Source organism: Streptomyces sp. NPDC001068, from assembly GCF_042897315.1.
In the GTDB taxonomy this organism is placed as follows: Bacteria; Actinomycetota; Actinomycetes; order Streptomycetales; family Streptomycetaceae; genus Streptomyces.
In genome coordinates this window covers 491,340-515,400 of record NZ_JBIAYD010000007.1, presented here as the reverse complement: position 1 = coordinate 515,400, position 24,061 = coordinate 491,340, and the positions used below count along the sequence as shown (strand labels likewise).

Here is a 24,061-nt window from a genome sequence, read left to right as displayed (position 1 = left end):
CTCGGGCTTTCCTCCGGGCTTCCCTTCGTTCTTGCGTTTCCGACTCTATCAGATCTTTCCGATCCGATTTCCTCGGCGCTTTCCAGGTTTCCGCTCTCGCGTTTCCCTTTCCGGCGGTCCAAACTCTATCAGCGTTTTTCCGGCCCCCTGACCACCGTCCCACGGACATGCGGAAGGCGATCCAAGTTTGGATCTGACGAGTTTGGGTGCTGCCGAGTAAGGACGCTATATCGCGCCGCTCGCTCTCAGGCAGGGGTACGACTGTACACGGAGCCTTGGAGCCCATGCAAATCGATTGGGCTGGTGGTCTAGACCACTAGGTGGTAGCTTCCATGCGGAACCGCCACTTCATCTGACATACGCTGCTGCTCAGTGCCGTCCGGGACAGGCAGTGACGGCCCGTTAGCAGCGCCATCTCCGGGAGGCTTCCCATGACCACCGTGACGTCCCCCCTGGCAGGACGCGCCATCGGACTGGCCGCCGTGCCGGATCCGGTCTTCTCCGGGGCCATGGTCGGCCCGGGTACGGCCATCGACCCCGCGCGCGAACCCTCCGAGGCCGTGGCGCCGGTGGACGGTGTCATCGTCTCCCTGCACCCGCACGCGTTCGTCGTCGTCGACGACAGCGGCCACGGCGTGCTCACGCACCTCGGTATCGACACCGTGCAGCTCAACGGCCAGGGCTTCGAGCTCCTCGTCAACAAGGGCGACACCGTGACCCGCGGCCAGGCCGTCATCCGCTGGAACCCCGCCGAGGTCGAGGCCGCCGGCAAGTCCCCGGTGTGTCCGGTCGTGGCGCTGGAGGCCACCGCCGACTCCCTCTCCCAGGTCCGCGAGGACGGGGACGTGAAGTCGGGCGACAGCCTCTTCGTCTGGAACTGACGACCCCGGCGCCGTTCCTCCTCACCCACACGGACGGAGAGGACGGCGACCACGACAACCATCACGGCGGCGGGACCCGCCGCACTATCGGAGACGGGTGAGATGGAGACAACGCTGCGAGGCGTCGGCGTGAGCCACGGAGTGGCGATCGGCGAGGTTCGGCACATGGGGACGGCGGTGCTTGAGCCGCCTGCCAAGCAGATCTCCGCCGAAGAGGCGACGCGCGAGCCCGCGCGCGCCCGGCAGGCTGTGGAGGCGGTGGCCGCCGACCTGACGGCGCGCGGCAACCTGGCCGGCGGTGAGGCGCAGGCCGTTCTCGAGGCGCAGGCCATGATGGCCCAGGACCCTGAGCTGATGGCGGACGTGGAGCGCCGGATCGCCGTCGGCAGCACCGCCGAGCGCGCTGTGTACGACGCCTTCGCCGCGTACCGTGAACTGCTGGCCGGAGCGGGCGAGTACCTGGCCGGCCGCGTGGCCGACCTGGACGATGTGCGGAATCGTATCGTCGCCCGGCTCCTGGGCGTTCCGATGCCGGGTGTCCCGGACAGCGACGAGCCGTACGTGCTGGTGGCGCGGGATCTGGCGCCTGCGGACACCGCTCTTCTGGACCCGAATCTGGTGCTGGGCTTCGTGACCGCCGAGGGCGGTCCGACGAGCCACAGCGCGATCCTGGCGCGCGCGCTCGGTGTACCGGCCGTGGTCGCGCTTCCGGGCGCCGGCGAGCTGGCCGAGGGCACGGTGATCGCCGTCGACGGCAGCACCGGCGACATCTTCGTGAACCCGAGTGCGGAGAAGAAGGCCGAGCTGGAGGCCGCGGCCGCCGAACGCAGGGCGGCGCTGACCGCCTCGACCGGACCGGGGGTCACCGCGGACGGGCACAAGGTGCCGCTGCTGGCCAATGTGGGCGGTCCGGCGGATGTGCCGGCGGCCGTGGCGGCCGGTGCCGAGGGTGTGGGTCTGTTCCGTACCGAGTTCCTCTTCCTGGACGACAGCAAGAACGCGCCGTCCGAGGAGAAGCAGGTCGAGGCCTACCGTCAGGTGCTGGAGGCGTTCCCGGAGGGCCGGGTCGTCGTGCGGGTGCTGGACGCGGGTGCGGACAAGCCCCTCGACTTCCTGACCCCGGCGGACGAGCCCAACCCGGCGCTGGGTGTGCGTGGTCTGCGGACGCTGCTGGACCACCCGGACGTGCTGCGCACGCAGCTGACCGCGCTGGCGAAGGCGGCCGAGGGGCTGCCCGTCCACCTCGAGGTCATGGCGCCGATGGTGGCGGACCGTACCGACGCCAGGGCGTTCGCGGACGCCTGCCGTGCGGCCGGGCTGCACGCCAAGTTCGGCGCGATGGTGGAGATTCCGTCGGCCGCGCTGCGGGCGCGTTCGATCCTCCAGGAGGTCGAGTTCCTGTCGCTGGGCACGAACGACCTGGCGCAGTACACGTTCGCCGCGGACCGTCAGGTCGGTGCGGTGTCCCGGCTGCAGGACCCGTGGCAGCCCGCGCTGCTCGACCTGGTCGCGCTGTCCGCCGAGGCGGCGAAGGCCGAGGCGAAGAGCTGTGGCGTGTGCGGCGAGGCCGCGGCCGATCCGCTGCTGGCGTGTGTGCTGACCGGTCTGGGTGTCACCTCCCTGTCCATGGGCGCGGCGTCGATTCCCTACGTCAGGGCGGCGCTGGCCAAGTACACGCTGGCCCAGTGCGAGCGGGCCGCTTCGGCCGCGCGTGCCGCCGACAGCGCGGACGAGGCCCGGGCGGCGGCGCAGGCGGTGCTGTCCGGCGAGTAGCCGGGCGCGGTCGTGGCCGGCTTTTCTTGCGGGGGCGCTCCACCTGTGGGTGGGGCGCCCCCGCGGCGTTTCAGTGGTGGTGGCCCGGTGCCGTGTCCTGGTCGCCCAGCTCGGGGGGTGGGCAGTACTCGACGTCGGGTTCCGGGGAGATGAGGTCGCCGGTTTCGACGTCGGTGCAGTAGGCGTCGAAGACCTCGGAGGCGGTGAGGGGGGCGAGGCGGTCGTCGCGCAGGCGCCAGCCGCAGACGCGGTCGGGGGTGCCGGGGGCGCTGGTGCGCATGACCAGGCCGCCGGGGCTGCGGGTGGCGAGGCCGAGGGCCAGGACGCTGGTGAATTCGAGGGCTTCGGCTTCGTCGAGCCGGGTGGTGCCCTCGGTGTCCCGGTCGGCGTGGAGGACGGTGACCAGCGTTTCGGGTTCTCCGGAGACGCTGCAGACCAGGTGCCGGTCGCCCGGTGGTGCGCTGTCGAGGACGCGGGTGAGGAGGTGGGCGGCGCGGGCGAAGGCGGCGCGTCCGATGTCCTCGCCGCAGGTGGGGCATGGGCCGAGACGGCCCAGGAGGGTGCTGGCGTACTCCCAGGTGGCCTGGCGTACCGCCTCGTCGACGAGGGCGGGGACGAGGTCGGTGAGGGGGCGGCCGTCGTACGGGACGGTGGCGCCGGTGGCCGAGAGTTCGGCGGTGAAGCGGGTACGGGCCGCGGGGTCGTCAGGATCGAGGCCGGTGTCCCTGCAGAACTCGGCGTACTCCTCGGGGTCGAAGAGGGCGAGTGTGGTGTGCGTGCCCTCCGCGGCGCGGGTCCGCAGGAGGGCCTCGATCTGCCCCAGGTAGGTGGTGTGGTCGTCGAAGGTGAAGGTGCGGTAGCGCCGCATGGCGCGGAAGTCGTGTTCGTCGGTCAGCAGGCCGATGGTGCCGGCGATTTCGCGGCGCAGGACGCGTCGCATGGCCCGGTGGTCGGTGTGTGCCATGGTTCCCCCTGTGAGCGGTCGATCAATGCTCACTCACCGTAACCGCGACCACTGACAGTGGCCGCGGTCTATGCCGGTGGGGTCCGTGTGGGCGGTCAGGCGCGCTTGCGGGCCAGGTCCTCGTAGAAGCCCAGCAGGTCGAGGTTGTCGATGGAACCGGGGTTGACGGCCTTCTCCAGGGGCGTGCCCTGGAGGAGTCGCTTGACCGGGACCTCGATGCGTTTGCCGGTGAGGGTGTGCGGGATGCCGGGGACCTCGATGACCTCGTCGGGGACGTGGCGTGGCGAGAGCTGTTCGCGGATGGCCTGTTTGATGCGGTTCAGCAGGGTCTCGTCCAGGACGGCGCCCGGGGTCAGGTGGACGAAGAGGGGCATCCAGTAGCCGCCGTCGGGCTGTTCGATCCCGATGACGAGGGATTCCCTGATCTCGGGCAGGCGCTCGACGACCTCGTAGATGTCGGCCGAGCCCATCCGTACGCCCTGGCGGTTGAGCGTGGAGTCGGAGCGGCCGTGGATGACCACCGAGCCGCGGGAGGTGACGGTGATCCAGTCGCCGTGCCGCCAGACGCCGGGGTACATGTCGAAGTAGCTGTCGTGGTAGCGGCTGCCGTCGGGGTCGTTCCAGAAGCGGACGGGCATCGAGGGCATGGGGTTGGTGACGACCAGTTCGCCGACCTCGTCGATGACGGGGTGGCCGTCGGGGTTCCAGGCCTGGAGATCGGTGCCCAGGCCGGGTGCCTGGAGTTCGCCGGTGTGGACCGGGAGGGTGGGTACGGCGCCGGCGAAGCAGGAGCACACGTCGGTGCCGCCGCTGACGGAGGCGATCCACAGGTCGTCGCGGACCTCGTCGTGGAGCCAGCGGAAGCCGTCCGGGGGCAGGGGTGAGCCGGTGGTGGCGACGCACCGCACCCGGGAGAGGTCGAAGTCGCGGGCGGGGTGCACGCCGGCCTTGCGGCAGGCCATCACGTAGGCGGCGGAGGTGCCGTAGAGGGTGGCTCCGGTCCGTTCGGCGACCCGCCACTGGGCGCCGGTGTCGGGGTAGCCGGGGCTGCCGTCGTACAGGACGATCGTGGTGCCCGTGAGGAGGCCCGAGACGAGGAAGTTCCACATCATCCAGCCGGTCGAGGTGTACCAGAAGAAGCGGTCCTCGGGGCCGAGGTCGCAGTGCAGGCCGAGCTGTTTGAGGTGTTCGACCAGGATGCCGCCCTGGGACTGGACGATGGCCTTGGGCAGGCCGGTGGTGCCGGAGGAGTAGAGGACCCACAAGGGGTGGTCGAAGGGGACCTGTTCGAAGTCCGGCTCGGTGTCGGCCGAGGTCAGGGCCGACCATTCCAGGGCGCCTTCGGGGGCGGCGGTGCCGAGCAGCGGGATGTGGACGACCGCGCGCAGGGTGGGCAGTTCGCGGCGGAGTTCGGCGACGGTCTCGCGGCGATCGTGTTCCCTGCCGCCGTAGCGGTAGCCGTCGACGGTGAACAGGACGACGGGTTCGACCTGCTGGAAGCGGTCCAGGACGCTGCGGGCGCCGAAGTCGGGGGCGCAGGACGTCCAGACCGCGCCGACGGCGGCGGCGGCGAGGAGGGCGACCACGGCCTGCGGGATGTTGGGCAGGTAGCCGCTGACACGGTCTCCGGGGCGGACGCCGAGGGCGCGCAGTTCGGCGGTCAGGGAGCCCACCTGGCGGCGCAGTTCGGACCAGGTGACCGGGCGTGGTTCGTGGGTCTCGTCGACGTACAGGAGCGCGGGTTCGTCCGCGCGGGTGGTGGCGGCGCGCAGGGCGTGCTCGGCGTAGTTCAGCGTCGCGCCGGGGAACCACTGGGCGCCGGGCATCGCGCGGTCGCCGAGTACGCGCGCGTAGGGCGTGGCGAACCGGACGTCGAACCACTCCGTGACGGCTTTCCAGAAGGTGTCCAGGTGGTCGACGGACCAGCGGTGCAGGGCCGCGTAGCCGCCTTCGGCGGGGGCTCCGTGGTGTTCCGCCGCCCAGGTCTGGAACCTGGTGATCTGCGCCTGGGCGATCCGGTGCGGATCGGGTTGCCAGAGCGGCTGGGGGTTCGCGGTCGACATGGGGCGGCTCCCGGGCTTCTGCGCTGGTGTGCGTCGGGCGCGCACGGGCTGGGGTGTGCGCGTACGCGGCTGACAGGGACGATGCCATGTGATCGACTTCTACACCAGGGTGCGCTCCACATAGTCCGTGTCGTGACGATGTGGTCCCGGCACGGGTGAACGGCAGTTGAACGGCACGCGCGTGTGGAGCGCTGAGTGGCAGGGTGAGCAGCATGGACGGTCGTGACCTGGTGCGTTCGGTGAGAGTGGTCGGTTCGAGGAAGGCGGCTCAGGGGTTGCGTACCGTGCGGGCGGCGTGGCGCAGGAAGCGGATCGATGCCGCCGGGCTGCCCGCGCGGGGGGCCGAGCGTGCCCGGGTGCCGGGGTTGGTGCGGGAGGCGGTGCCGGGTCCCGGCGGGGGTGTGATCCGGTTCGGCCGGTCCGATCTGCGGATCACGGTCGCGGTGAACGGCGCGGTCTTCTGGGGCTGGGACGGGGCCGGTCCCGAGCCGTCCTACGCACTCGGGGAGCGCTGTCCGGAGCCGGACCCGCGGGCGGTTCTCGAACCCGACACGGACGGCGGCTGGCGGGTGGTCGCGGAGCGGGTGAAGGTCAGCGTCTCGCGGCACGGCGCGGTGGAGGTGTGCACCCCGGGCGGGGCGATGCTGCGGCGGGATCTGCCGCCCCGCTGGTGGGAGCCGGCGGACGGGGGGCCGGCGCGGTGGGTGCAGCGGTCGGAGGTAGCCGCCGACGCCCGGTTCTTCGGTCTGGGAGGGCGGGCTTCGGGTCCTCGGCTGCGTGACGGCACGTACCGGCTGTGGAACACGGATCCCGGGCGTCCCTTCGGGCCGGGCGACGATCCGCTCTACGTCACGATGCCGGTGCAGCTGGTGGTGGCGGACTCGGCCACGCACCTGGTGTTCCACGACACCTCGTGGGACGGCACGGTGACCCTCAGGGAGGGTGAGGAGGGCGCTGGTTCGGGCCATGACCGGACCGGGCGGAGCGAGGTGCGGATGGACGGCGGTCCGCTGCGTTGCTGGGTGATGGCGGGCACGCCCGCGCGCGTGCTGCACACCTGGGCCTCACTGACGGGTGCTCCGGCGCTGCCGCCCGCCTGGGCGCTCGGGCATCACCACGCGCGCTGGGGGTTCGGCGGCGAGCAGGAGGTCCGGCGGATCGTCGGCGGCTACCAGGAACGCGGTCTGCCGCTGGACGCCGTCCACCTGGACATCGACCACTTCGACGCGCACCAGGTGTTCACCGTCGACCACGAGGCCTTCCCGAAGCTGCCGACGCTGGCGGAGGAGCTGCGGCGGGACGGGATCCGGCTGGTGTCGATCGTCGATCCGGCGGTGAAGGCCGCGCCGGGCAACGCGGTCTACGACAGCGGGACGGAAGTGGACGCGTTCGTCCGCGATCCCGCGGGGCGGCTGGTGGAGGGCGTGGTGTGGCCCGGCGAGGCGGTCTATCCGGACTTCACGCACGCGCGTGTGCGCAAGTGGTGGGGCGGACTGTACGAGGAGCGTCTGGCTCAGGGCTTCGCCGGGTTCTGGCACGACATGAACGAGCCGACGTCCTTCACGGCCTTCGGGGAGTCCACGCTGCCGCGCGCGTCACGGCATGCCCTGGAGGGGCGGGGCGGCGATCACCGGGAGGCGCACAACGTCTACGCGCTGTGCATGGCGCGGGCGGCCTGGGAGGGGTTGCGCGAACTGGCGCCCCAGGAGCGGCCGTTCCTGTTCTCCCGGGCCGGCTGGGCGGGCATGCAGCGGTACGGGGGTGCCTGGTCCGGTGACGTCGCCACCGGCTGGCCGGGGCTGCGGGCGTCCCTGTCGCTCGTCCTGGGGCTCGGGCTGTGCGGGGTGCCGTACTCCGGGCCGGACGTCGGCGGTTTCGACGGCAGTCCGTCGCCCGAGCTGTTCCTGCGCTGGTTCCAGCTGGGCGCCTACCTGCCGCTGTTCCGCACGCACGCGAGCATGCGGGCGGGGCGCAGGGAGCCGTGGGAGTTCGGGGCCGAGGTGCTCGAGCACGCGCGCGTGGCGCTCGTGGAGCGGCGGCGCCTGCTGCCGTACTTCATGACACTGGCGCATCTGGCCCGGCGTACCGGCGCGCCGTACGTGCGGCCCCTGTGGTGGGGTGCGCCGGAGGACCGGGCGCTGCGTGACTGCGAGGACGCGTTCCTGCTGGGCGACTCCCTGCTGGTCGCTCCGGTGCTGGATCCGGGGGCGGACCGGCGTGCGGTGCAGCTGCCTCGGGGCCGCTGGTACGACACGCTGACGGAGCGGGCGTACGAGGGGCCGGGGCAGGTGCTCGTGGACGCCCCGTTGTCGCGGATCCCGGTGCTCGCGCGCGCGGGTGCCGTGCTTCCCGTTCGGGACGAGGACGGCGGGATACGGCTGGAGGTGTGGGCTCCCGCGCGGGGACGGTCCGGGGGCGGGATGTTCGTGCCGGACGCGGGCGACGGCCGGGACGAGCCGGAGGTCGAGCGTTTCGTCGCCCGCTGGGAGGGCCGGCGGGTGGTGGTGAGGCGGCAGGGGGACAGTGGCGTGAGCGAGGCGCCCTATCCGGTGCGTGTCCGGGGGCTGGAGTGAGCCGGAGGGCTCAGTAGCGGCCCTCGAACCAGGCGCGTACGGCCACGCTGTGCAGGGGGAAGGCGAGTTCCTCGGGCCTGCGCAGCAGGTGCCATCCCTCCGTCTCGTCCGTGGCGTCGGAGGGCGGGAGTCCCTCGGCCGGGCGCTCCGGGAGGAGTCCGAACAGCAGCAGGTGCCCGTCGGGTGAGCTCATGGCGTCGACGAGCCGTACGTCCCGTACGGCGGCGTCGATGCCGGTCTCCTCCTTGAGTTCGCGCACGACCGCGTGGCGCCAGTCCTCGCGGTCGTCCACGTAGCCGCCGGGCAGCGCGGTGCCTCCGCGGGCGGGGGCGACGGTCCGGGTGATGACGACCAGGGCGGTGCCCTTGGTGTCGTACACGGGCTGGAGGGCGATCGCCACCGGCAGGGGGTTGCGGTAGGCGACATGGCCGCAGGCCGGGCAGGTGCGCGGCCAGCCGGAGACTCCCGCTCCGTAGGGCGTTCCGCAACTCGAACAATGCGAGTCAGGAGCGGAGTTGGCGATTGGGTGCTGATTTTCGGACACGCGCGGACTTTATCCGATCACAGGAGCGACGTCTCACGGTCACGGGAACGCCTCGTTCCGGAAGTGAACCGGCGCGGGCGGCGGGACGGGGTCGCCGTCCGCGGCCCGGGCGCGGCCTGCCCAATCGCGACGAGCCGTGGCACACTTCTGACGTTCCGTCAGATCCCTTGCCCTGGAGGAGTTTTGTCGCGTACACGCACACCTGTGGTCGAGGGCTGGTTCACGGGCGAGGGTGAGGGGTTCCGGCTCCTGGGCACCCGATGCGCGGCCTGCGCCTCGGTCTTCTTCCCTCGCGAGGACGCCCACTGCCGCAATCCCGGGTGCGCCGGCGGCGACCTGGAGGAGGTACCGCTCTCCCCGCGCGGGCGGATCTGGTCGTACACCGACAGCCGTTACCGCCCGCCGTCACCCTATGTGAGCGATCCGGAACGTCCGTGGGTGCCGTACGCGTTGATCGCCGTGGAGCTGGAGTCCGAGCGGATCGTGGTGCTGGGCCAGGCGGTCGCCGGGATCACCGTCGCCGACCTAGCGGTGGGCATGGAGGTCGAGGTCGTCCCCGGAGTGCTGGGCGAGGACCCGGAGGCGGCCTGTGCCACCTGGCACTGGCGGCCGGTGGAGGTGACGGCATGACGGCGGACGTGGCGGTCCTCGGCGCGGGCATGCACCCCTGGGGCAAGTGGGGGCGCGGCTTCGTCGAGTACGGGGCGGCGGCGGCCCGTGCGGCCCTCGCGGACGCGGGTCTGCGCTGGCAGGACGTCGGCTCCATAGTGGGCGCGGACACGGTGCGTGGCGGGTATCCCGGCTATGTCGCGGGCGCGACCTTCGCCAAGGCGCTGGGCTGGCAGGGGGCGCGCGTCACGAGCGTCTACGCGGCGTGCGCGTCCGGGGCACAGGCCATCGCCGCGGCGCGGGCACAGATCCTCGCGGAACTCGCCGACGTGGTGCTCGTGGTGGGTGCGGACGCGGCGCCCAAGGGCTTCTTCCGCCCCGCGGGCGGAGACCGCCCCGACGACCCCGACTGGCTGCGCTTCCGGCTGCTGGGCGCGACCAACCCCACGTACTTCGGGCTGTACGCGCGCCGGCGGATGGCCGTGTTCGGGGACACTCCGGAGGACTTCGCGCTGGTCAAGGTGAAGAACGCGGCCCAGGGCGCGCTGAATCCGTACGCCCGCTACCGGGATCGGGTCACCGCCGAGCAGGTCGCCGCCTCCCAGGTGGTCGCCGATCCGCTGCGGCTGCTGGACATCTGCGCGACCTCCGACGGCGGAGCCGCGCTCGTGCTGTCCAGCCTGGAGTTCGCGCGCCGGCACGGAACCGCCCGGCCGGTACGGATCCGTGCGGTGTCCACGGTCACCCCGCGCTATCCCAACACGGTGCTGGACCTCCCGGACATCGCCACGGACTCGGCGGTCGCGGTCGGCCCCGCGGCGGAGTCCTTCCGGGCGTCGATCGCGCGGGCAGCCTACGAGGAGGCGGGCGTCGGCCCCGAGGAGCTCTCTCTCGCGGAGGTGTACGACCTGTCCACCGCACTGGAGTTGCAGTGGTACGAGGATCTCGGCCTGTGCGCCGAGGGGGAGGCGGCCAAGCTGCTGCGCGAGGGGGCGACGGCCCTCGGCGGCCGCGTACCCGTCAACGCCAGCGGCGGGCTAGCCTCCTTCGGAGAGGCGGTGCCCGCCCAGGCGATCGCCCAGGTCTGCGAGCTGACCTGGCAGTTGAGGGACGCGGCCGGCGACCGCCAGGTGGCACGCGCGCGCGTGGGGATCACGGCCAACCAGGGGCTGTTCGGTCACGGCTCGTCCGTGATAGCGGTGCGCTGACGGGGCGGGTGTGACAGCAGGGTTCGCACACACAGTGTGATCACCCCGAAATGGTGCGTGAACGTCTTATGAACTGCCCCAGGGCGTACGCCGATGGCGCCATCATGCTCCCGTGCGCTCCTGGACGGATGCTCTCCGTTTCGCCTTCCAGCCCGTGGTCAATCTGACGACCGGCGGGATCGCCGCACTGGAGATCCTCGCCCGCCCCGAGACCGGTGACATCCTCGCCGAAGCCCGCCGCAACCCGGAACTGGACGGCAGGCTCGCCGTGCTGGCCCTGCGCGCGGCGGCCCGCCAGGAGACCCTGCTGCCGCTGCACATCAACGTGTTCGCGGCCACGCTCGCCGACCTCGGCGGCATCGGCGCGCTGCCCGGAGCCATCCGCGAAGCCGGACGGATGCCCTGGGAGGTGACCCTGGACGTCGTGCCGCCGTACACGCACGTGCCGCACCGGGCCCTGCTGGAGGCGGTGGCGACGCTGCGCGGCCAGGGGTTCCGGATCAGCGCCGACGGCATCGGCGACGGGGACGTGCCGCTGCGGCTGCTCACCGACCTCTCCCCCGACCTGATCAAGCTGGACGCCTCGCTGCTCGGCCGGCCGGCCGCGGTCCGGGCGATGCGGACCCTGTGCGAGGAACTGGGCGCCCTGCTGGCCGTCGAGGGCGTGGAGACCGAGAGCCAGTACGCGGCCGCGTTCTCCGCCGGGGCCCGGCTGGCGCAGGGCGAGCTCTTCGCGCCCCCGGCCAGGATCCCGGTGGCGGACGTGTACGTGCCGCCGCGTCTGGCCGCCGCCGCGCCCCCGCCGCACTCCGGGCCCTCCGTGCGGGAGTTCATCCGGCCCGCCGCACTGCTGCCGGTCACCGCTTCGGCGTTGCAGGTGCGGGCGCTGCTGACCGGCTCCCCCGAGGTGTCCGGTGTCCTCCTGGTGGACCAGGCGGGCGCGCCCGTCCGCTCGGTGCACCGCTCCCGCTTCCTGCTGTCGATGTCCGGCCGCTACGGGCACGCCCTGTACGCCGACCGCCCGGCGTTCAAGCTGGGCGACGCGCCACGCACGGTCGGCGTCGACGCGACCGCGTGGGAGGTGCTGGACGTGGTGGCCGTCGGCGGTCCGGACCGCACCTCGGACGACGTGGCGGTGGTCGACCGGCTCGGACGCTGCGTGGGCGTCGTACGCCTCGCCGACCTGGTACGGGCCCTCGCCGAGACCCGCGTCGAGGAGGCGGCCGGGCTCAATCCGCTGACCCGGCTGCCCGGTTCGGACGCGATCACCGGGGAGACCGACCGGTGGATCGCGGAAGGCCGGGTGTTCGCCCTGAGCTGGCTGGACATCGACCACTTCAAACAGGTCAACGACGGCGCCGGGTTCGCGGCCGGCGACGAACTGATCCGCGCGGTGGGACAGGCGCTCCAGCAGGCCGTCGCCGGGCACGCGCGCGTGGGGCACATCGGCGGGGACGACTTCCTGGTGCTCGCCGACGAGGAGGGGCTGGGCCGGCTGGTGACCGACGTGCTCGACGCGCCCTGGTCCGCGGGCGGCCGTCCCGTCACGCTGTCCCTGGCCACGGTGGTGTGCGGCCCCGGCGGTGTGGCCGACCACAGGGAGGCGGCCGCCTCCCTGGCACCGCTCAAGAAGGCGGCCAAGGCCCTGCGGGGGGCGAGCTGGGTGCTGGGGCGGGCGGGACTGCCCGGGTACGAGATCCGGCGCGGCTCGGGCGCCTGTCCGGCGCAGGCCGGCTACGCGACGGCGGAGCCGTGAGGAGCGCCTCCCGGCAACTCGCCTGTCATCGTTCCCGTCGGCGACCTTGACGCTCCCTGGGTGCCGGTGAAAACTTCCGGTGTCGGTCGACATCGCCGTACATTCTCGGCGTAATCAGGCACTGCGCCACGGGCCGCTCCTGTCCTCGTGCCCGCTCCCCCATGGGCGATTCGGCTGCTACGGCACGCTCGTCACTGACGCCGGGCGGGGCGCGGGACCTTCCCTGCCTTCGGCTGACGTCGGCAAGGGAACCGTTCCCGCTCTTTGCGCCGGGGTAGACCCTCCGGCCAGCGCCCTAGGAGCCGCCATGAGCAACGGAGACATATTCGTCGGCGAAGTCATCGGCACGGCCATCCTCATCCTCTTCGGCGCCGGTGTGTGCGCCGCCGTCACCCTCAGACACTCCAAGGCGAGAGCGGCGGGCTGGGTGGTGATCGCGTTCGGCTGGGGGTTCGGCGTCCTGGCCGGCGCCTACACCGCCGCTCCCCTCTCCGGGGGCCAGCTCAACCCCGCGGTCACCATCGGCATCGCCGTGGACACCGGCGAGTGGGGCAAGGTCTGGGTCTACCTGCTCGGCCAGTTCGTCGGAGCGGTCCTGGGCGCCGTCCTCACGTACCTGGTCTACCTGGCCCAGTTCCAGGCCAACCTGCCCGACCAGGACACCGGGGAGGAGCCGACTCCCACGCTCGGCATCTTCTCCACCATCCCCGAGATCCGGAACCCGGTGGCCAACCTCGTCACCGAGATCATCGCGACGATCGCGCTGGTCCTGCCGATCCTCGCGTTCGGGCTGACCAAGGGGCTCGGCGAGTCCGGCACCACCGTACTGATCGTCTCACTGCTCGTCGTCGGCATCGGGCTGTCCCTGGGCGGGCCCACCGGCTATGCGATCAACCCGACGCGCGACCTGGGCCCCCGGATCGTGCACACCTTCCTGCCGATCCCGAACAAGGGCACCTCCGACTGGGGTTACGCCTGGATCCCGGTCGTCGGCCCCCTGATCGGCGGGGCGCTCGCGGGCCTCATCTACAACGTGGCCTTCTGAAACGGCCTTCCGCATCACGGACGTCGCGTCACGGACGTCGAACCGCGGACGCCGAACCGCGGCCCCCCGATCCCACGCAGCCTCCGGACCCACGCAGCCTTCCGATCCCACGCAGCCTTCCGACCCAGCGACCAAGGGGTAGCCATGCCGGACACCGCCGAGAGGTACGTCGCCGCAATCGACCAGGGCACCACGTCGAGCCGCTGCATCATCTTCGACCACGCCGGCGCGATCGTCGCCGTGGACCAGCGCGAGCACCGCCAGATCTTCCCCAAGCCGGGCTGGGTGGAGCACGACGCCACCGAGATCTGGTCCAAGGTGCAGGCCGTGGTCGCCGGGGCGCTCGCCGGCGCGGGGCTGCGCGCGGACCAGCTGAGCGCGCTCGGCATCACCAACCAGCGCGAGACGACGGTCCTGTGGGACCGCGCCACCGGCAAGCCCGTGCACAACGCGATCGTCTGGCAGGACACCCGTACCGCGGCCCTGTGCAACGAACTCGGCGGCCGCGACGGCCAGGACCGCTTCCGCGACCAGACCGGGCTACCCCTGGCCAGCTACTTCTCCGGTCCCAAGGCGGCCTGGCTGCTGGACAACGTGCCCGGGCTCCGGGACCGCGCCGAGCGCGGCGAGATCGCCTTCGGCACCATCGACTCCTGGCTGATCTGGAACCTCACCGGCGGCACCGAGGGGGGCCGTCACGTCACCGACGTCACCAACGCCGGCCGGACCATGCTGATGAACCTGGAGACCCTCCAGTGGGACCGCTCCATCCTGTCCGCGATGAACATCCCCGAGGCGGTGCTGCCCGAGATCAGGTCCTCCGCCGAGGTGTACGGCACCGCCGTCGGCCAGCTCGCCGGAGTGCCGGTGGCCTCCGCGCTGGGCGACCAGCAGGCGGCGGTCTTCGGACAGGCCTGCTACGACGTCGGCACGGCGAAGAACACCTACGGGACGGGCAGTTTCCTGCTGCTCAACACCGGCGACCGGCCGGTGCCGTCCAAGAACGGACTGCTGACGACGATGGGCTACAAGATCGGCGGTGAGGCGCCGGTGTACTGCCTGGAGGGCTCCATCGCCATCACGGGCGCGCTCGTCCAGTGGTTCCGGGACCAGCTCGGCATCATCCGGTCCGCCGACGAGATCGAGACCCTGGCCGCGAGCGTCGACGACAACGGCGGCGCCTACATCGTGCCCGCCTTCTCCGGCCTGTTCGCGCCCTACTGGCGCTCGGACGCGCGCGGGGTCGTCACCGGCCTCACCCGGTACGTCACCAAGGGACACCTGGCGCGAGCGGTCCTGGAGGCGACCAGCTGGCAGACGCGGGAGGTCGTGGACGCCATGTACCAGGACTCCGGGGTACAGATCACGACCCTGAAGGTGGACGGCGGCATGACCCGGAACAACCTCCTGATGCAGCACCAGGCCGACGTCCTCGGGGTGCCGGTCATCCGGCCCCGGGTCTCCGAGACGACCTGTCTGGGCGCCGCCTACGCGGCCGGTCTCGCCACCGGCGTGTGGAACGACCTGGACGAGCTCAAGTCGCACTGGCAGAGGGACGCGGAGTGGACGCCCGCCATGGAGGCGCCGGTGCGTGAGCGGGAGTACGCGAACTGGCGCAAGGCCGTGGAGAAGAGCTTCGGCTGGCTGGAGGACGGCGAGTAGCCGGCCGCCCCGACCACGGCCCGTACCCCGGTCGGCGGGGGTGCGGGCCGTGCCGGCCGTGCCGGCCGTCAGGTGGTGACGGTCTGGCGCCGGCCCGCGGCGTACGCCATCGCGTGCTGGACCACGCCGATGAGCACCTGCTTGACCGACTCGCGGTCCCGGGCGTCGCACAGCAGGACCGGTACGTCCGCGTCGAGGTCGAGGGCCTTGCGGACGTCCTCGGCCGGGTACCGGTCGGCGTCCTCGAAGCAGTTGACGCCGACCAGGAACGGTATGGAGCGCCGCTCGAAGTAGTCGACGGCCGCGAAGCAGTCCTCCAGGCGGCGCGTGTCGGCGAGCACGACGGCGCCCAGAGCGCCCTCGGACAGTTCGTCCCACATGAACCAGAACCGCTCCTGCCCGGGCGTCCCGAACAGGTACAGCACCAGGTCCTCGCGCAGGGTGATACGGCCGAAGTCCATGGCGACGGTGGTGGTGTGCTTGGCCTCGACACCGTTGGTGTCGTCGACCGGCCGTCCGGCCTCGGTCAGCACCTCCTCGGTACGCAGCGGCCTGATCTCGCTCACCGCGCCGACCATGGTCGTCTTGCCCACGCCGAAGCCGCCGGCCACGAGGATCTTGAGCGTGACGGGCTCGATCGGGGGCTTGCCGCGCTCAGATCGCCCGAAGATCATCGGTCTCTTCTCCTGCTCGATCAAGGTCGTTCTTGACGGGGGTCACTCTGGATAAGGTCACTTTGTGTGGCGTCAGTCTGTGTGCGGGGACTCTGTGTGGGGTCATTCTGTGTGCGGTCGCTCTGTGTGGGGATCGTTCTCGACGGGGTCGGGGGACGGGTGTCCGTATCCGCCGCCGCCCGGGGTCTCGATGACGAGTACGTCGTCGGCGCCGACGTCCGTGGTGTCACTGCCGCCCAGTTCGGTGACCGTGCCGTCGGCCCGCTCCACCCGGTTGGCGCCCAGGGCGCCGGGCGCGCCGCCGGCCATGCCGTACGGCGGGACGCGGCGGTGCTGCGACAGGGTGGACACGGTCATGGGCTCCAGGAAGCGGATGCGGCGCACCGCGCCGTCCCCGCCGCGCCGGCGGCCCGCTCCGCCACTGCCCCGCCGTACGGCGAACTCGTCCAGGCGCACGGGCAGTCGCCACTCCAGGACCTCCGGATCGGTGAGCCGGGAGTTGGTCATGTGGGTCTGGACGACGTCCGCGCCGGGGAAGCAGTCGCCCGCTCCGGATCCGGAGGCGACCGTCTCGTAGTACTGGTGACGATCGTTGCCGAAGGTGACGTTGTTCATGGTGCCTGACCCCTCGGCCTGGACGCCGAGCGCCGCGTAGAGGGCACCGGTGATGGCCTGGGAGGTCTCGACGTTGCCCGCGACGACGGCGGCCGGCGGCTCCGGGGCGAGCATGGATCCGCGCGGTACGACGATGTCCAGGGGGCGCAGGCATCCGTCGTTGAGCGGGATGTCGTCGGCGACCAGGGTGCGGAAGACGTACAGCACGGCCGCGGCGACGACGGCGGACGGAGCGTTGAAGTTGCTGTCCAGCTGCGCCGACGTGCCCGTGAAGTCGACGGTCGCGCGCCGGTTGTCGCGGTCCAGGCGCACGCGTACGCGGATGACGGCGCCGGAGTCGGTCTCGTAGGCGTACGCGCCGTCCTCCAGGGCGTCGATGACGCGGCGGACCGCCTCCTCGGCGTTGTCCTGGACGTGCCGCATGTAGGCCTGGACGACGTCGAGGCCGAACTCGGCGATCATGCGTCCGACTTCGTCGACTCCCTTGCGGTTGGCGGCGATCTGGGCGCGCAGGTCGGCGAGGTTGGTGCGGATGTTGCGGGAGGGGTAGGGGGCCTCGGCGAGCAGCCGACGGGTCTCGTCCTCGCGGAACCGGCCGTTCTCGGCGAGCAGCCAGTTGTCGAAGAGGACGCCCTCCTCGTCGATGGTGCTGCTGTCGGCGGGCATCGAGCCGGGGGCGATGCCGCCGATCTCGGCGTGGTGGCCGCGGGAGGCCACGTAGAAGAGGATCCGCTCACCCTGCGTGTCGAAGACGGGGGTGATCACGGTGACGTCGGGCAGGTGCGTGCCCCCGTGGTACGGGTCGTTGACGGCGTAGGTGTCACCTGGGTTCATCGAGGCGCCGCGGCGGCGGACGACCTCTTTCACGCTGGTCCCCATGGAGCCCAGGTGGACGGGGATGTGCGGGGCGTTGGCCACCAGGTTCCCGTCCGGGTCGAACAGCGCGCAGGAGAAGTCCAGGCGTTCCTTGATGTTGACGGACTGGGCCGTCGACTCCAGCCGGGCGCCCATCTGTTCGGCGATCGACATGAACAGGCTGTTGAAGACCTCCAGCAGGACCGGATCGACTTCCGTGTCGAGATCGGAACTCTGCGTGACCGTCGCGCGTTCCATGACCAGATGCCCGTCGTCGGTGGCCGCGGCCCGCCAGCCGTCGTCCACGACCGTCGTGGCGCCGGCCTCGGTGATGATCGCGGGGCCGGTGACGGACTCGCCGGGGGGAAGCCCCTCGCGGCGGTGGAGGGGCACGTCGTGCCAGGCGCCGCCGGTGTGCAGGCGGACGGTTTCCGGAGCGGTGGGACGGCCCTCGTACGGGGCGAGGGCGGAGAGATCGGGGGGACGGGTGATTCCGGTGGCTTCCACGGAGAGCGCCTCGACGACGACCGGGCGGTCGAGCGTGAAGGAGTACGTGGCGCGATGACGTTCTTCGAAGGCGTGTCTCATCTCGTCGGGCTCGGTGAGTTCGACGGTGAGGGTGGTGTCGGTGCCGTCGTAGCGGAGCTGGGCGCGGCGGGTGACGTCGATACGGTCCTCCGGGACGTCCTCGGCGAGGAGTTCGGAGCGGGCCGCGGCCTCCAGGCCGTCCGCGGTCTCGCGGACGCCGGGCATGGCTTCGGCGGTCAGGGGTGCCTCGACGGACTGTTCGCGCATGGCGGTGGTGTCGGCGAGACCGATGCCGAGCGCGGACAGGAGGCCGGCCATGGGCGGCACCAGGACGGTGCGGATGCCCAGGGAGTCGGCGACCATGCACGCGTGCTGTCCGCCGGCGCCGCCGAAGGTGGTGAGGGCGTAGCGGGTGACGTCGTGGCCCTTCTGGACGGAGATCCGCTTCACGGCGTTGGCGATGTTGGCGACGGCGATGCTCAGGTAGCCCTCGGCGACCTGTTCGGGGGTCCGGTCGTCGCCGGTCCGGTCGCGGATCTCCCGCGCGAGGCCGGTGAAGTGCTCCCCGACGACACCGGCGTCGAGAGGCCGGTCGCCGTCGGGGCCGAACACGTGGGGGAAGTGGGCGGGCTGGATCCGGCCGAGCATGACGTTGGCGTCGGTGACGGTGAGCGGGCCGCCGCCCCGGTAGCAGGCGGGGCCGGGCTCGGCGCCCGCGGAGTCGGGCCCGACGCGGTAGCGGGAGCCGTCGAAGTGCAGCACCGAACCGCCGCCCGCGGCGACGGTGTGGATGTCCAGCATGGGGGCGCGCAGTCGCACGCCGGCGATCTGGGTGGTGAAGACCCGTTCGTACTCGCCGGCGAAATGGGATACGTCGGTGGATGTGCCGCCCATGTCGAAGCCGATGACCCGGTCGAACCCGGCGAGCTGGGACATCCGGGCCATGCCGACGATCCCACCGGCCGGCCCGGAGAGGACGGCGTCCTTGCCGCGGAACTGCCCGGCCTCGGCGAGCCCGCCGTTGGACTGCATGAACATCAGCCGGACGCCTTCGAGCTCGTCGGCGACGTGGCGGACGTAGCGGCGCAGGACCGGCGACAGGTAGGCGTCGACCACGGCGGTGTCGCCGCGCGGCACCAGCTTCATCAGCGGGCTGACCTCGCTGGACAGCGAGATCTGCGGGAAGCCGGTGCGGGCGGCCAGCTCACCGATCGCCTGTTCGTGGGCCGGGTGGAGGTGGCTGTGCATGCAGACCACGGCGACGGCGCGGATCCCGTCGTCGTAGGCCTCCTGGAGCGGGCCCGCCAGGGCGTCCAGGTCGGGTGCGCGCAGGACGGTGCCGTCGGCCGCGATGCGCTCGTCGGCCTCGACGACCCGTTCGTAGAGCAGCTCGGGAAGCTCGATGCGACGGGCGAAGATGCCGGGGCGGTTCTGGTAGGCGATGCGCAGGGCGTCGCGGAAGCCGCGGGTGATGACGAGCAGGGTGCGCTCGCCCTTGCGTTCCAGCAGCGCGTTGGTGGCGACCGTGGTGCCCATCCGGACGGTGTCGACCCGGTCGGCCGGTCCTTCGAGCAGTTCCCGCACGCCTGCCACCGCGGCGTCGGCGTACCGCGCGGGACGGTCGGAGAGAAGTTTGTGGGTGAGCAGCCGCCCGTCCGGCCGCCGCGCGACGACGTCGGTGAACGTACCGCCGCGGTCGACCCAGAACTGCCAGCCTGTCACGTCACCACTCCGTATCCGCGCCGGTCACAGCGCCCGGAGGCCGTTGATCACGTCGCGCAGGATACTCTCGTCCACCAGCTCGGCCGGGGGAACCGGCCGGTTGACGTGCACGAGTTCGCCGGCGACGAGGTCGCCGACGAGGACCCGGACCACTCCGATGGGCAGATCGAGTCCGGAAGCCAGCTCGGCGACCGACTGCGGGGTGTCTCGGCAGAGCTCGACGATGTCCACGTGCTCCGGGGACAGCATCCGGTCGTCCTCGGGGTCGTCCGCGTGCGGCTCCGTGACGACCACCGCGATCAGATCGAGGCGGTGCTGGGCCGCGCTGGTGGTGCGGCCCCGCGTCATGGCGTACGGACGGACGACCGGTCCGGCCTCGTCGTCGAACCAGTGACTTCTTCCCTGACCGTCTCCGCTCATGTCATCCCACTACCCGCCCGAGGGCAGATCGGTGCGTGGAGCGGACACCAGATGTGCGCCGACCCGCTTGACCAGGAGCGTCATCTCGTACGCGACCTGGCCGACGTCGGAGTCGGCGTCGGAGAGGACGGCCAGGCAGCTGCCGTCGCCGGCCGCGGTGACGAACAGGAAGGCGTCGTCGAGCTCGACCACGGTCTGCCGGACGCTGCCCGCCTCGAAGTGGCGGCCCACCCCCTTGGCGAGGCTGTGGAAGCCCGAGGCCACGGCCGCCAGGTGCTCGCCGTCCTCCCTTGTCAGGTCCTTGGAGACGCCGGTGGCCAGGCCGTCTCCGGAGAGCACGACGGCCTTGCGGATGCTGGCCACCCGGTCGACCAGGTCGTCCAGGAGCCAGTTCAGCTCGCTCTTGATCGTCGCCGTGTGGCCGGTCGCCTTCGGATCGGTCATCGACCGTCCCCCTTAGTCGTTCCTTGTGCTGTCCCGTCCCCGGACCCGTCGCCCGCGGTGTTCTCCGCCCGGCCGCGCTGCCAGCCGCGCTGGAGCGAGGCCATGCGGCTGCGGACCTCGTCGGCGTCACGCTCGACGGGTTCCGGCTCGTGCCCGGCGGGCCGGGCGGGTTCCTGTCGCAGCTGCGGGGCCAGGTTGGCCTGCCGTACCCGCCGGGGCAGCGGCCGGGCGCCGGGTGCGGCGTCCGGGGGTGTGCTGCCGAGGGGCGGGACGGAGTCTTCGGGGCCGCGGCCCGGGCTGGTCGCCGGGCGGCGGGTACGGCGGGGCAGGGCGGGCGGTCCGGCGGGTTCGGCCGGGCCGCCGGCCTCGGGCGCCGTGCGCGGCTCGTCGCGGTCGGCCGGGCCGGGGCGCCGTGAGCGCTGCTCGGTGACGGGCCTGCCGTGCGAGCTGACCAGCTTGGGGGTGCTCCGGCGGGGCGGTGCCACCGGGGCGACGGGACGCTCGTCGCGGAGGCCGTCCGCGGGGTCCGGGGCGGGCTGATGCAGCTCGCTCACGACGGGAGTGATGTCGTCGTCGGCGCGGGCCAGGGAGCGGTGGGGGCGGAACAGACCGCCGCGCTCGCTCTCCTCGTCGGTGAGGGCGCCCGGGTAGCCGTCGAGCGCGTCCAGGTCGACGGGGGCCTCCAGCTCGACCGGTCGGCCGGGGAGGGCGGTCGGCAGCCCGGGGCGCTGCGCCGACCTCGGGGTCAGCGTGGTGGCGCCGCTCTCCTCGGGTCCTGTCTCGGCCGCGGGCCCGGTGCGGTCGAGGCGGAAGCCCACCCCGTTGGTGTCGGGGACGTCGTCGGTCAGCAGCAGGTCGGGGATGAAGACGACGGCGGTGGTGCCTCCGTAGGGGGACGGCTGGAGCGAGACGCGGACGTTCTGGCGCTGCGCGAGGCGGCTGACCACGAACAGGCCGAGCCGGTCGGTGTCGGAGAGCTCGAACTCGGGGGTTTCGGCGAGCCGCAGGTTGGCGTCGAGCAGTGCCTCGGCGGCCATGCCGAGACCGCGGTCGTGGATCTCCAGGGTGAACCCGTTGGCGACCCGCTCGCCGAGGACCTGGACGGCGGTGTGCGGCGGCGAGAAGACCGTGGAGTTCTCGAGGAGTTCGGCCACGAGGTGGGTGAGGTCGGCGACGGCGGGGCCGGTGACGGCGACCCGGGGCAGCCGGCGGACCTCGATCCGTTCGTAGTCCTCGACCTCGGCGACCGCGGCTCGCACCACGTCCATCAGCCGGACGGGTCGGCGCCACTGCCGCGAGGGGGCGGCGCCGGAGAGGATCACCAGGCCCTCGGCGTGCCTGCGCATGCGCGTGGTGAGGTGGTCGAGGCGGAAGAGGTCGGCGAGTTCGTCGGTGTCCTCGGTCCTGCGCTCCATGGTGTCGAGCAGGGTGAGCTGCTTGTGCAGCAGTACCTGGCTGCGGCGGGCGAGGTTGACGAAGACCTCGGAGACGCCGGAGCGCAGTTCGGCCTGCTTGACGGCGGCCTCGACGGCGGCGCGCTGCAGGGTGTTGAGGGCCTGGCCGACCTCGCCGATCTCGTTCCTGTCGTACTCCAGGCGCGGGACCTCGGTCTCCACGTCGACCTGTTCGCCCGCGGACAGCCGGCGCATCACGCTCGGCAGCCGGATCCCGGAGGCCTCGTGGGCATCCTGGCGCAGCAGCCGCAGGTCCCGGATGAGGCTTCGGCCGACCCGGACCGACACCACCAGCGAGAAGAGCACCGCTACCAGTCCGAGGACGCCGACGACGGCGGCCTGGACGATCACGCCGACGGCGACGGGCCGGATGCGGTCCTGGTAGCGGTCACCGACCTGGTCGTCGAGGGTGCGCAGTTCGTCGAGCACGGTGCCGGCGGAGGTGTCCCAGCTCTGGGCGCTGACGTCGCTCGGCACATCGGATCCGGCGTCGGTCACGGACTTCTCCGCGGTCCGCAGCGGGGCGGTGGTGGCGTTCTTCCAGAAGCGGTCGAAGCGGTCGCGTTCCGAGGACGGCAGCAGCGGCAGGCTGATGTCGTACAGCAGGGTGCGCTGGGCGACGAGGTCCGAGATCTCCCGGGTCTCGGTGCGGGAGATCCGTCCGACCACGAGGGCGGAGCCGAGCAGGGCGTCCTCGCGGGAGAGGAGTTCGCGGGCCCGGGTGATGTTGACGAGGGCGCGGCCCTGCTTGTCCATGTCCACGTCGTCCGTCCCGCCGAGGGAGGCGAGCAGCGTGTAGCAGGGGTCGACCACGCGGTTGTAGAGGTCGAGGGCCTGGGCGCGGCTGACGGTGCCCTGTTCGACGCTGTGGCGCAGGGCGTCGATGCCCTCGAACGCGTCGAGCACGGCGGTGAGCCGTTCGGCGTCGTCGGCGCTCAGGCCCTCGCGGGCGCTCTGCTCACGGGCGTTCTTCCGCAGTTCGGCGACGGCGCCGTCGGTTGCGGTGCGGGTGCGGTGCAGGGCGGCGAGCGCGTCGGCCGCGCGTGGGTCGGCGAGGTAGACGAGGGTCTGCCGGCGTTCCTGCTGGAGGACCCGGGCCGTGTCCTCGGTCGGGTAGCCGATCTCCTCGACGACGTGCGACACGTGGAACATCCGGGTGACCTCGCGCCCCGTGAGCACGGCCGCGAAGCCCCAGACGGCGGTCAGGGACACCAGCGGCACGAGAAGCAGCGCCACGATCTTCCGGCGGATCGACTTCCCGCGAAAGCGCATGGCCTCCCCCAGCTCGACCCCCACCGGCCGGGGGTACACGTGTACGTCAACAAACGGCGCGAGCCTACTACCGCCACAGGGATAACTCGAAGGCGCGTCCGGACGGCGAACCTCCGCCCCGGGGCCGGGACATGGGGGAGGTCCGGGGAGAGATGTCCGGGCATTGCGGGAGATTGCCACCGCGATCGCGTCGACTTCGCGTCTGTGAGGGCGCGAACGGCACGAAGGATCAGTTGGCCGGAAATTTTCACCGACGGGGAATCATCCGGTGGGTTCGTTCGTCCTTGTTGGTGGGAGATGGATGCGAAATCGGCCACAGGATCCGTATCCCGCATCCGGGCGGCGTAATACAGCGCAAGCCGGGCAGCCAATGGGGAGCCGGGGTCGTCGGACACCGGCACGAGGGGGTCTGTCGGCGGTGGGGAGTGACACCTTGATGGGGACGGCTCAGCGGCGTTCTGCGCCCGAGGACGGCACGGCGGAGCGCGCGAAGGCGCGTCCGGGGTCCGGGGAACCGGACGGCGGCCTCACGCCGCGTCCGCGCGGCGGCGACGAGCAACCGCTCACCTCACGGACGCGCACGCAACAGCAGGCGCAGTACCGGCCGTTGTGGATCGAGGAGCCGGCCAAGCGGTATCGGATGCCGGATCCGGTGCGCAGGTCGGCGGTGCGGGCACTGATCATCATCGCCGTCACGCTGATCCAGGCCATGGTGGCGTTCTTCTGCACGATGGCGGAGTCCTGGCTGGCATTCCCGATGGTGATCAGCAGCGTGGTGAGCACGGTGGCGGCCACCTGGGGCGCGGTGGACGTCCTGGTGACCCGCCAGGTGTGGAACCAGCGTTACGGCGTGGTCTCCGAACCGAGCAGTACGGCACGCGCGTTGCGTCGCGAGAAGCGTGCGGCCCGGCGGCGGCAGCGCGCCGCCGAGCGCGAACAGGAGCGGATACGGCGGCGGGGTGGCAGCGCCGGGCAGCTGTCCCACCCCTGAGACCGGGG

17 protein-coding genes are annotated in these 24,061 nt (G+C 72.0%); 9 read left to right on the top strand and 8 right to left on the bottom strand.

Annotated elements, in window-relative coordinates:
- The first annotated feature begins 431 nt into the window (after positions 1-431).
- Positions 432-881, top strand: coding sequence for a PTS glucose transporter subunit IIA (locus ACFY3I_RS22555; protein WP_365294251.1), 450 nt, complete (start codon positions 432-434; stop codon positions 879-881).
- Positions 882-983: 102 nt separating this feature from the next.
- Positions 984-2,654 (top strand): phosphoenolpyruvate--protein phosphotransferase, encoded by a 1,671-nt coding sequence (gene ptsP, locus ACFY3I_RS22550; RefSeq protein ID WP_365294253.1) that lies wholly within the window; start codon positions 984-986, stop codon positions 2,652-2,654.
- A 70-nt stretch (positions 2,655-2,724) separates the two neighbouring features.
- Here ptsP and ACFY3I_RS22545 read toward each other — a convergent pair whose 3' ends face one another.
- Complete coding sequence (locus tag ACFY3I_RS22545; RefSeq protein WP_390862154.1) at positions 2,725-3,618, bottom strand: hypothetical protein; 894 nt, start codon at positions 3,616-3,618, stop codon at positions 2,725-2,727.
- A gap of 95 nt (positions 3,619-3,713) precedes the next feature.
- Positions 3,714-5,681: an acetoacetate--CoA ligase gene (locus ACFY3I_RS22540; RefSeq protein ID WP_390862152.1), complete on the bottom strand. Its 1,968-nt coding sequence runs from the start codon at positions 5,679-5,681 to the stop codon at positions 3,714-3,716.
- Positions 5,682-5,893: 212 nt separating this feature from the next.
- Here ACFY3I_RS22540 and ACFY3I_RS22535 point away from each other — a divergent pair, with 212 nt between their 5' ends.
- Positions 5,894-8,254, top strand: a complete 2,361-nt coding sequence (locus ACFY3I_RS22535) for a glycoside hydrolase family 31 protein (RefSeq protein ID WP_390862150.1) — start codon at positions 5,894-5,896, stop codon at positions 8,252-8,254.
- A gap of 10 nt (positions 8,255-8,264) precedes the next feature.
- On the opposite strand, the gene ACFY3I_RS22530 is transcribed toward ACFY3I_RS22535, so the two are convergent.
- Positions 8,265-8,798 (bottom strand): NUDIX domain-containing protein, encoded by a 534-nt coding sequence (locus ACFY3I_RS22530; RefSeq protein ID WP_390862148.1) that lies wholly within the window; start codon positions 8,796-8,798, stop codon positions 8,265-8,267.
- Between the two features lie 204 nt (positions 8,799-9,002).
- On the opposite strand from ACFY3I_RS22530, the gene ACFY3I_RS22525 reads away from it, so the two are divergent.
- From ACFY3I_RS22525 to glpK, 5 genes are all read left to right on the top strand, one after another.
- Positions 9,003-9,428, top strand: a complete 426-nt coding sequence (locus ACFY3I_RS22525; RefSeq protein WP_390862181.1) for a Zn-ribbon domain-containing OB-fold protein — start codon at positions 9,003-9,005, stop codon at positions 9,426-9,428.
- On the top strand, positions 9,425-10,615 hold the full coding sequence (locus ACFY3I_RS22520; RefSeq protein ID WP_390862146.1) for a lipid-transfer protein: 1,191 nt from the start codon (positions 9,425-9,427) through the stop codon (positions 10,613-10,615). The genes ACFY3I_RS22525 and ACFY3I_RS22520 overlap by 4 nt, the downstream gene beginning before the upstream one ends.
- Positions 10,616-10,727: 112 nt before the next feature.
- Positions 10,728-12,371, top strand: coding sequence for a GGDEF domain-containing protein (locus ACFY3I_RS22515; protein WP_390862144.1), 1,644 nt, complete (start codon positions 10,728-10,730; stop codon positions 12,369-12,371).
- A gap of 307 nt (positions 12,372-12,678) precedes the next feature.
- Positions 12,679-13,416: an MIP/aquaporin family protein gene (locus ACFY3I_RS22510; RefSeq protein WP_365294267.1), complete on the top strand. Its 738-nt coding sequence runs from the start codon at positions 12,679-12,681 to the stop codon at positions 13,414-13,416.
- 144 nt (positions 13,417-13,560) lie between these two features.
- Positions 13,561-15,078, top strand: coding sequence for a glycerol kinase GlpK (gene glpK / locus ACFY3I_RS22505; protein ID WP_390862142.1), 1,518 nt, complete (start codon positions 13,561-13,563; stop codon positions 15,076-15,078).
- 68 nt (positions 15,079-15,146) lie between these two features.
- On the opposite strand, the gene ACFY3I_RS22500 is transcribed toward glpK, so the two are convergent.
- From ACFY3I_RS22500 to ACFY3I_RS22480, 5 genes are all read right to left on the bottom strand, one after another.
- Positions 15,147-15,752 (bottom strand): ATP/GTP-binding protein, encoded by a 606-nt coding sequence (locus ACFY3I_RS22500; RefSeq protein ID WP_365294271.1) that lies wholly within the window; start codon positions 15,750-15,752, stop codon positions 15,147-15,149.
- Between the two features lie 102 nt (positions 15,753-15,854).
- Complete coding sequence (locus ACFY3I_RS22495; protein ID WP_390862140.1) at positions 15,855-19,472, bottom strand: hydantoinase B/oxoprolinase family protein; 3,618 nt, start codon at positions 19,470-19,472, stop codon at positions 15,855-15,857.
- 24 nt (positions 19,473-19,496) lie between these two features.
- Positions 19,497-19,892, bottom strand: coding sequence for a DUF742 domain-containing protein (locus tag ACFY3I_RS22490; RefSeq protein ID WP_362726792.1), 396 nt, complete (start codon positions 19,890-19,892; stop codon positions 19,497-19,499).
- A gap of 9 nt (positions 19,893-19,901) precedes the next feature.
- On the bottom strand, positions 19,902-20,336 hold the full coding sequence (locus ACFY3I_RS22485) for a roadblock/LC7 domain-containing protein (protein ID WP_365294277.1): 435 nt from the start codon (positions 20,334-20,336) through the stop codon (positions 19,902-19,904).
- On the bottom strand, positions 20,333-23,062 hold the full coding sequence (locus ACFY3I_RS22480; RefSeq protein WP_390862139.1) for a nitrate- and nitrite sensing domain-containing protein: 2,730 nt from the start codon (positions 23,060-23,062) through the stop codon (positions 20,333-20,335). The genes ACFY3I_RS22485 and ACFY3I_RS22480 overlap by 4 nt, the downstream gene beginning before the upstream one ends.
- A 436-nt stretch (positions 23,063-23,498) precedes the next feature.
- On the opposite strand from ACFY3I_RS22480, the gene ACFY3I_RS22475 reads away from it, so the two are divergent.
- The gene (locus tag ACFY3I_RS22475) at positions 23,499-24,053 is read left to right on the top strand and encodes a hypothetical protein (RefSeq protein ID WP_390862137.1); all 555 of its coding nucleotides are present in this window, start codon (positions 23,499-23,501) and stop codon (positions 24,051-24,053) included.
- Positions 24,054-24,061 lie beyond the last annotated feature (8 nt).

Excerpts from the sequence above, each read along its gene's own strand:
- ACFY3I_RS22555 (WP_365294251.1), top strand. The coding sequence starts at position 432 with ATGACCACCGTGACGTCCCCCCTGGCAGGACGCGCCATCGGACTGGCC.
- ptsP (WP_365294253.1), top strand. The coding sequence starts at position 984 with ATGGAGACAACGCTGCGAGGCGTCGGCGTGAGCCACGGAGTGGCGATC.
- ACFY3I_RS22545 (WP_390862154.1), bottom strand. The coding sequence starts at position 3,618 with ATGGCACACACCGACCACCGGGCCATGCGACGCGTCCTGCGCCGCGAA.
- ACFY3I_RS22540 (WP_390862152.1), bottom strand. The coding sequence starts at position 5,681 with ATGTCGACCGCGAACCCCCAGCCGCTCTGGCAACCCGATCCGCACCGG.
- ACFY3I_RS22535 (WP_390862150.1), top strand. The coding sequence starts at position 5,894 with ATGGACGGTCGTGACCTGGTGCGTTCGGTGAGAGTGGTCGGTTCGAGG.
- ACFY3I_RS22520 (WP_390862146.1), top strand. The coding sequence starts at position 9,425 with ATGACGGCGGACGTGGCGGTCCTCGGCGCGGGCATGCACCCCTGGGGC.
- ACFY3I_RS22510 (WP_365294267.1), top strand. The coding sequence starts at position 12,679 with ATGAGCAACGGAGACATATTCGTCGGCGAAGTCATCGGCACGGCCATC.
- glpK (WP_390862142.1), top strand. The coding sequence starts at position 13,561 with ATGCCGGACACCGCCGAGAGGTACGTCGCCGCAATCGACCAGGGCACC.
- ACFY3I_RS22500 (WP_365294271.1), bottom strand. The coding sequence starts at position 15,752 with ATGATCTTCGGGCGATCTGAGCGCGGCAAGCCCCCGATCGAGCCCGTC.
- ACFY3I_RS22490 (WP_362726792.1), bottom strand. The coding sequence starts at position 19,892 with ATGAGCGGAGACGGTCAGGGAAGAAGTCACTGGTTCGACGACGAGGCC.
- ACFY3I_RS22485 (WP_365294277.1), bottom strand. The coding sequence starts at position 20,336 with ATGACCGATCCGAAGGCGACCGGCCACACGGCGACGATCAAGAGCGAG.
- ACFY3I_RS22480 (WP_390862139.1), bottom strand. The coding sequence starts at position 23,062 with ATGCGCTTTCGCGGGAAGTCGATCCGCCGGAAGATCGTGGCGCTGCTT.
- ACFY3I_RS22475 (WP_390862137.1), top strand. The coding sequence starts at position 23,499 with ATGGGGACGGCTCAGCGGCGTTCTGCGCCCGAGGACGGCACGGCGGAG.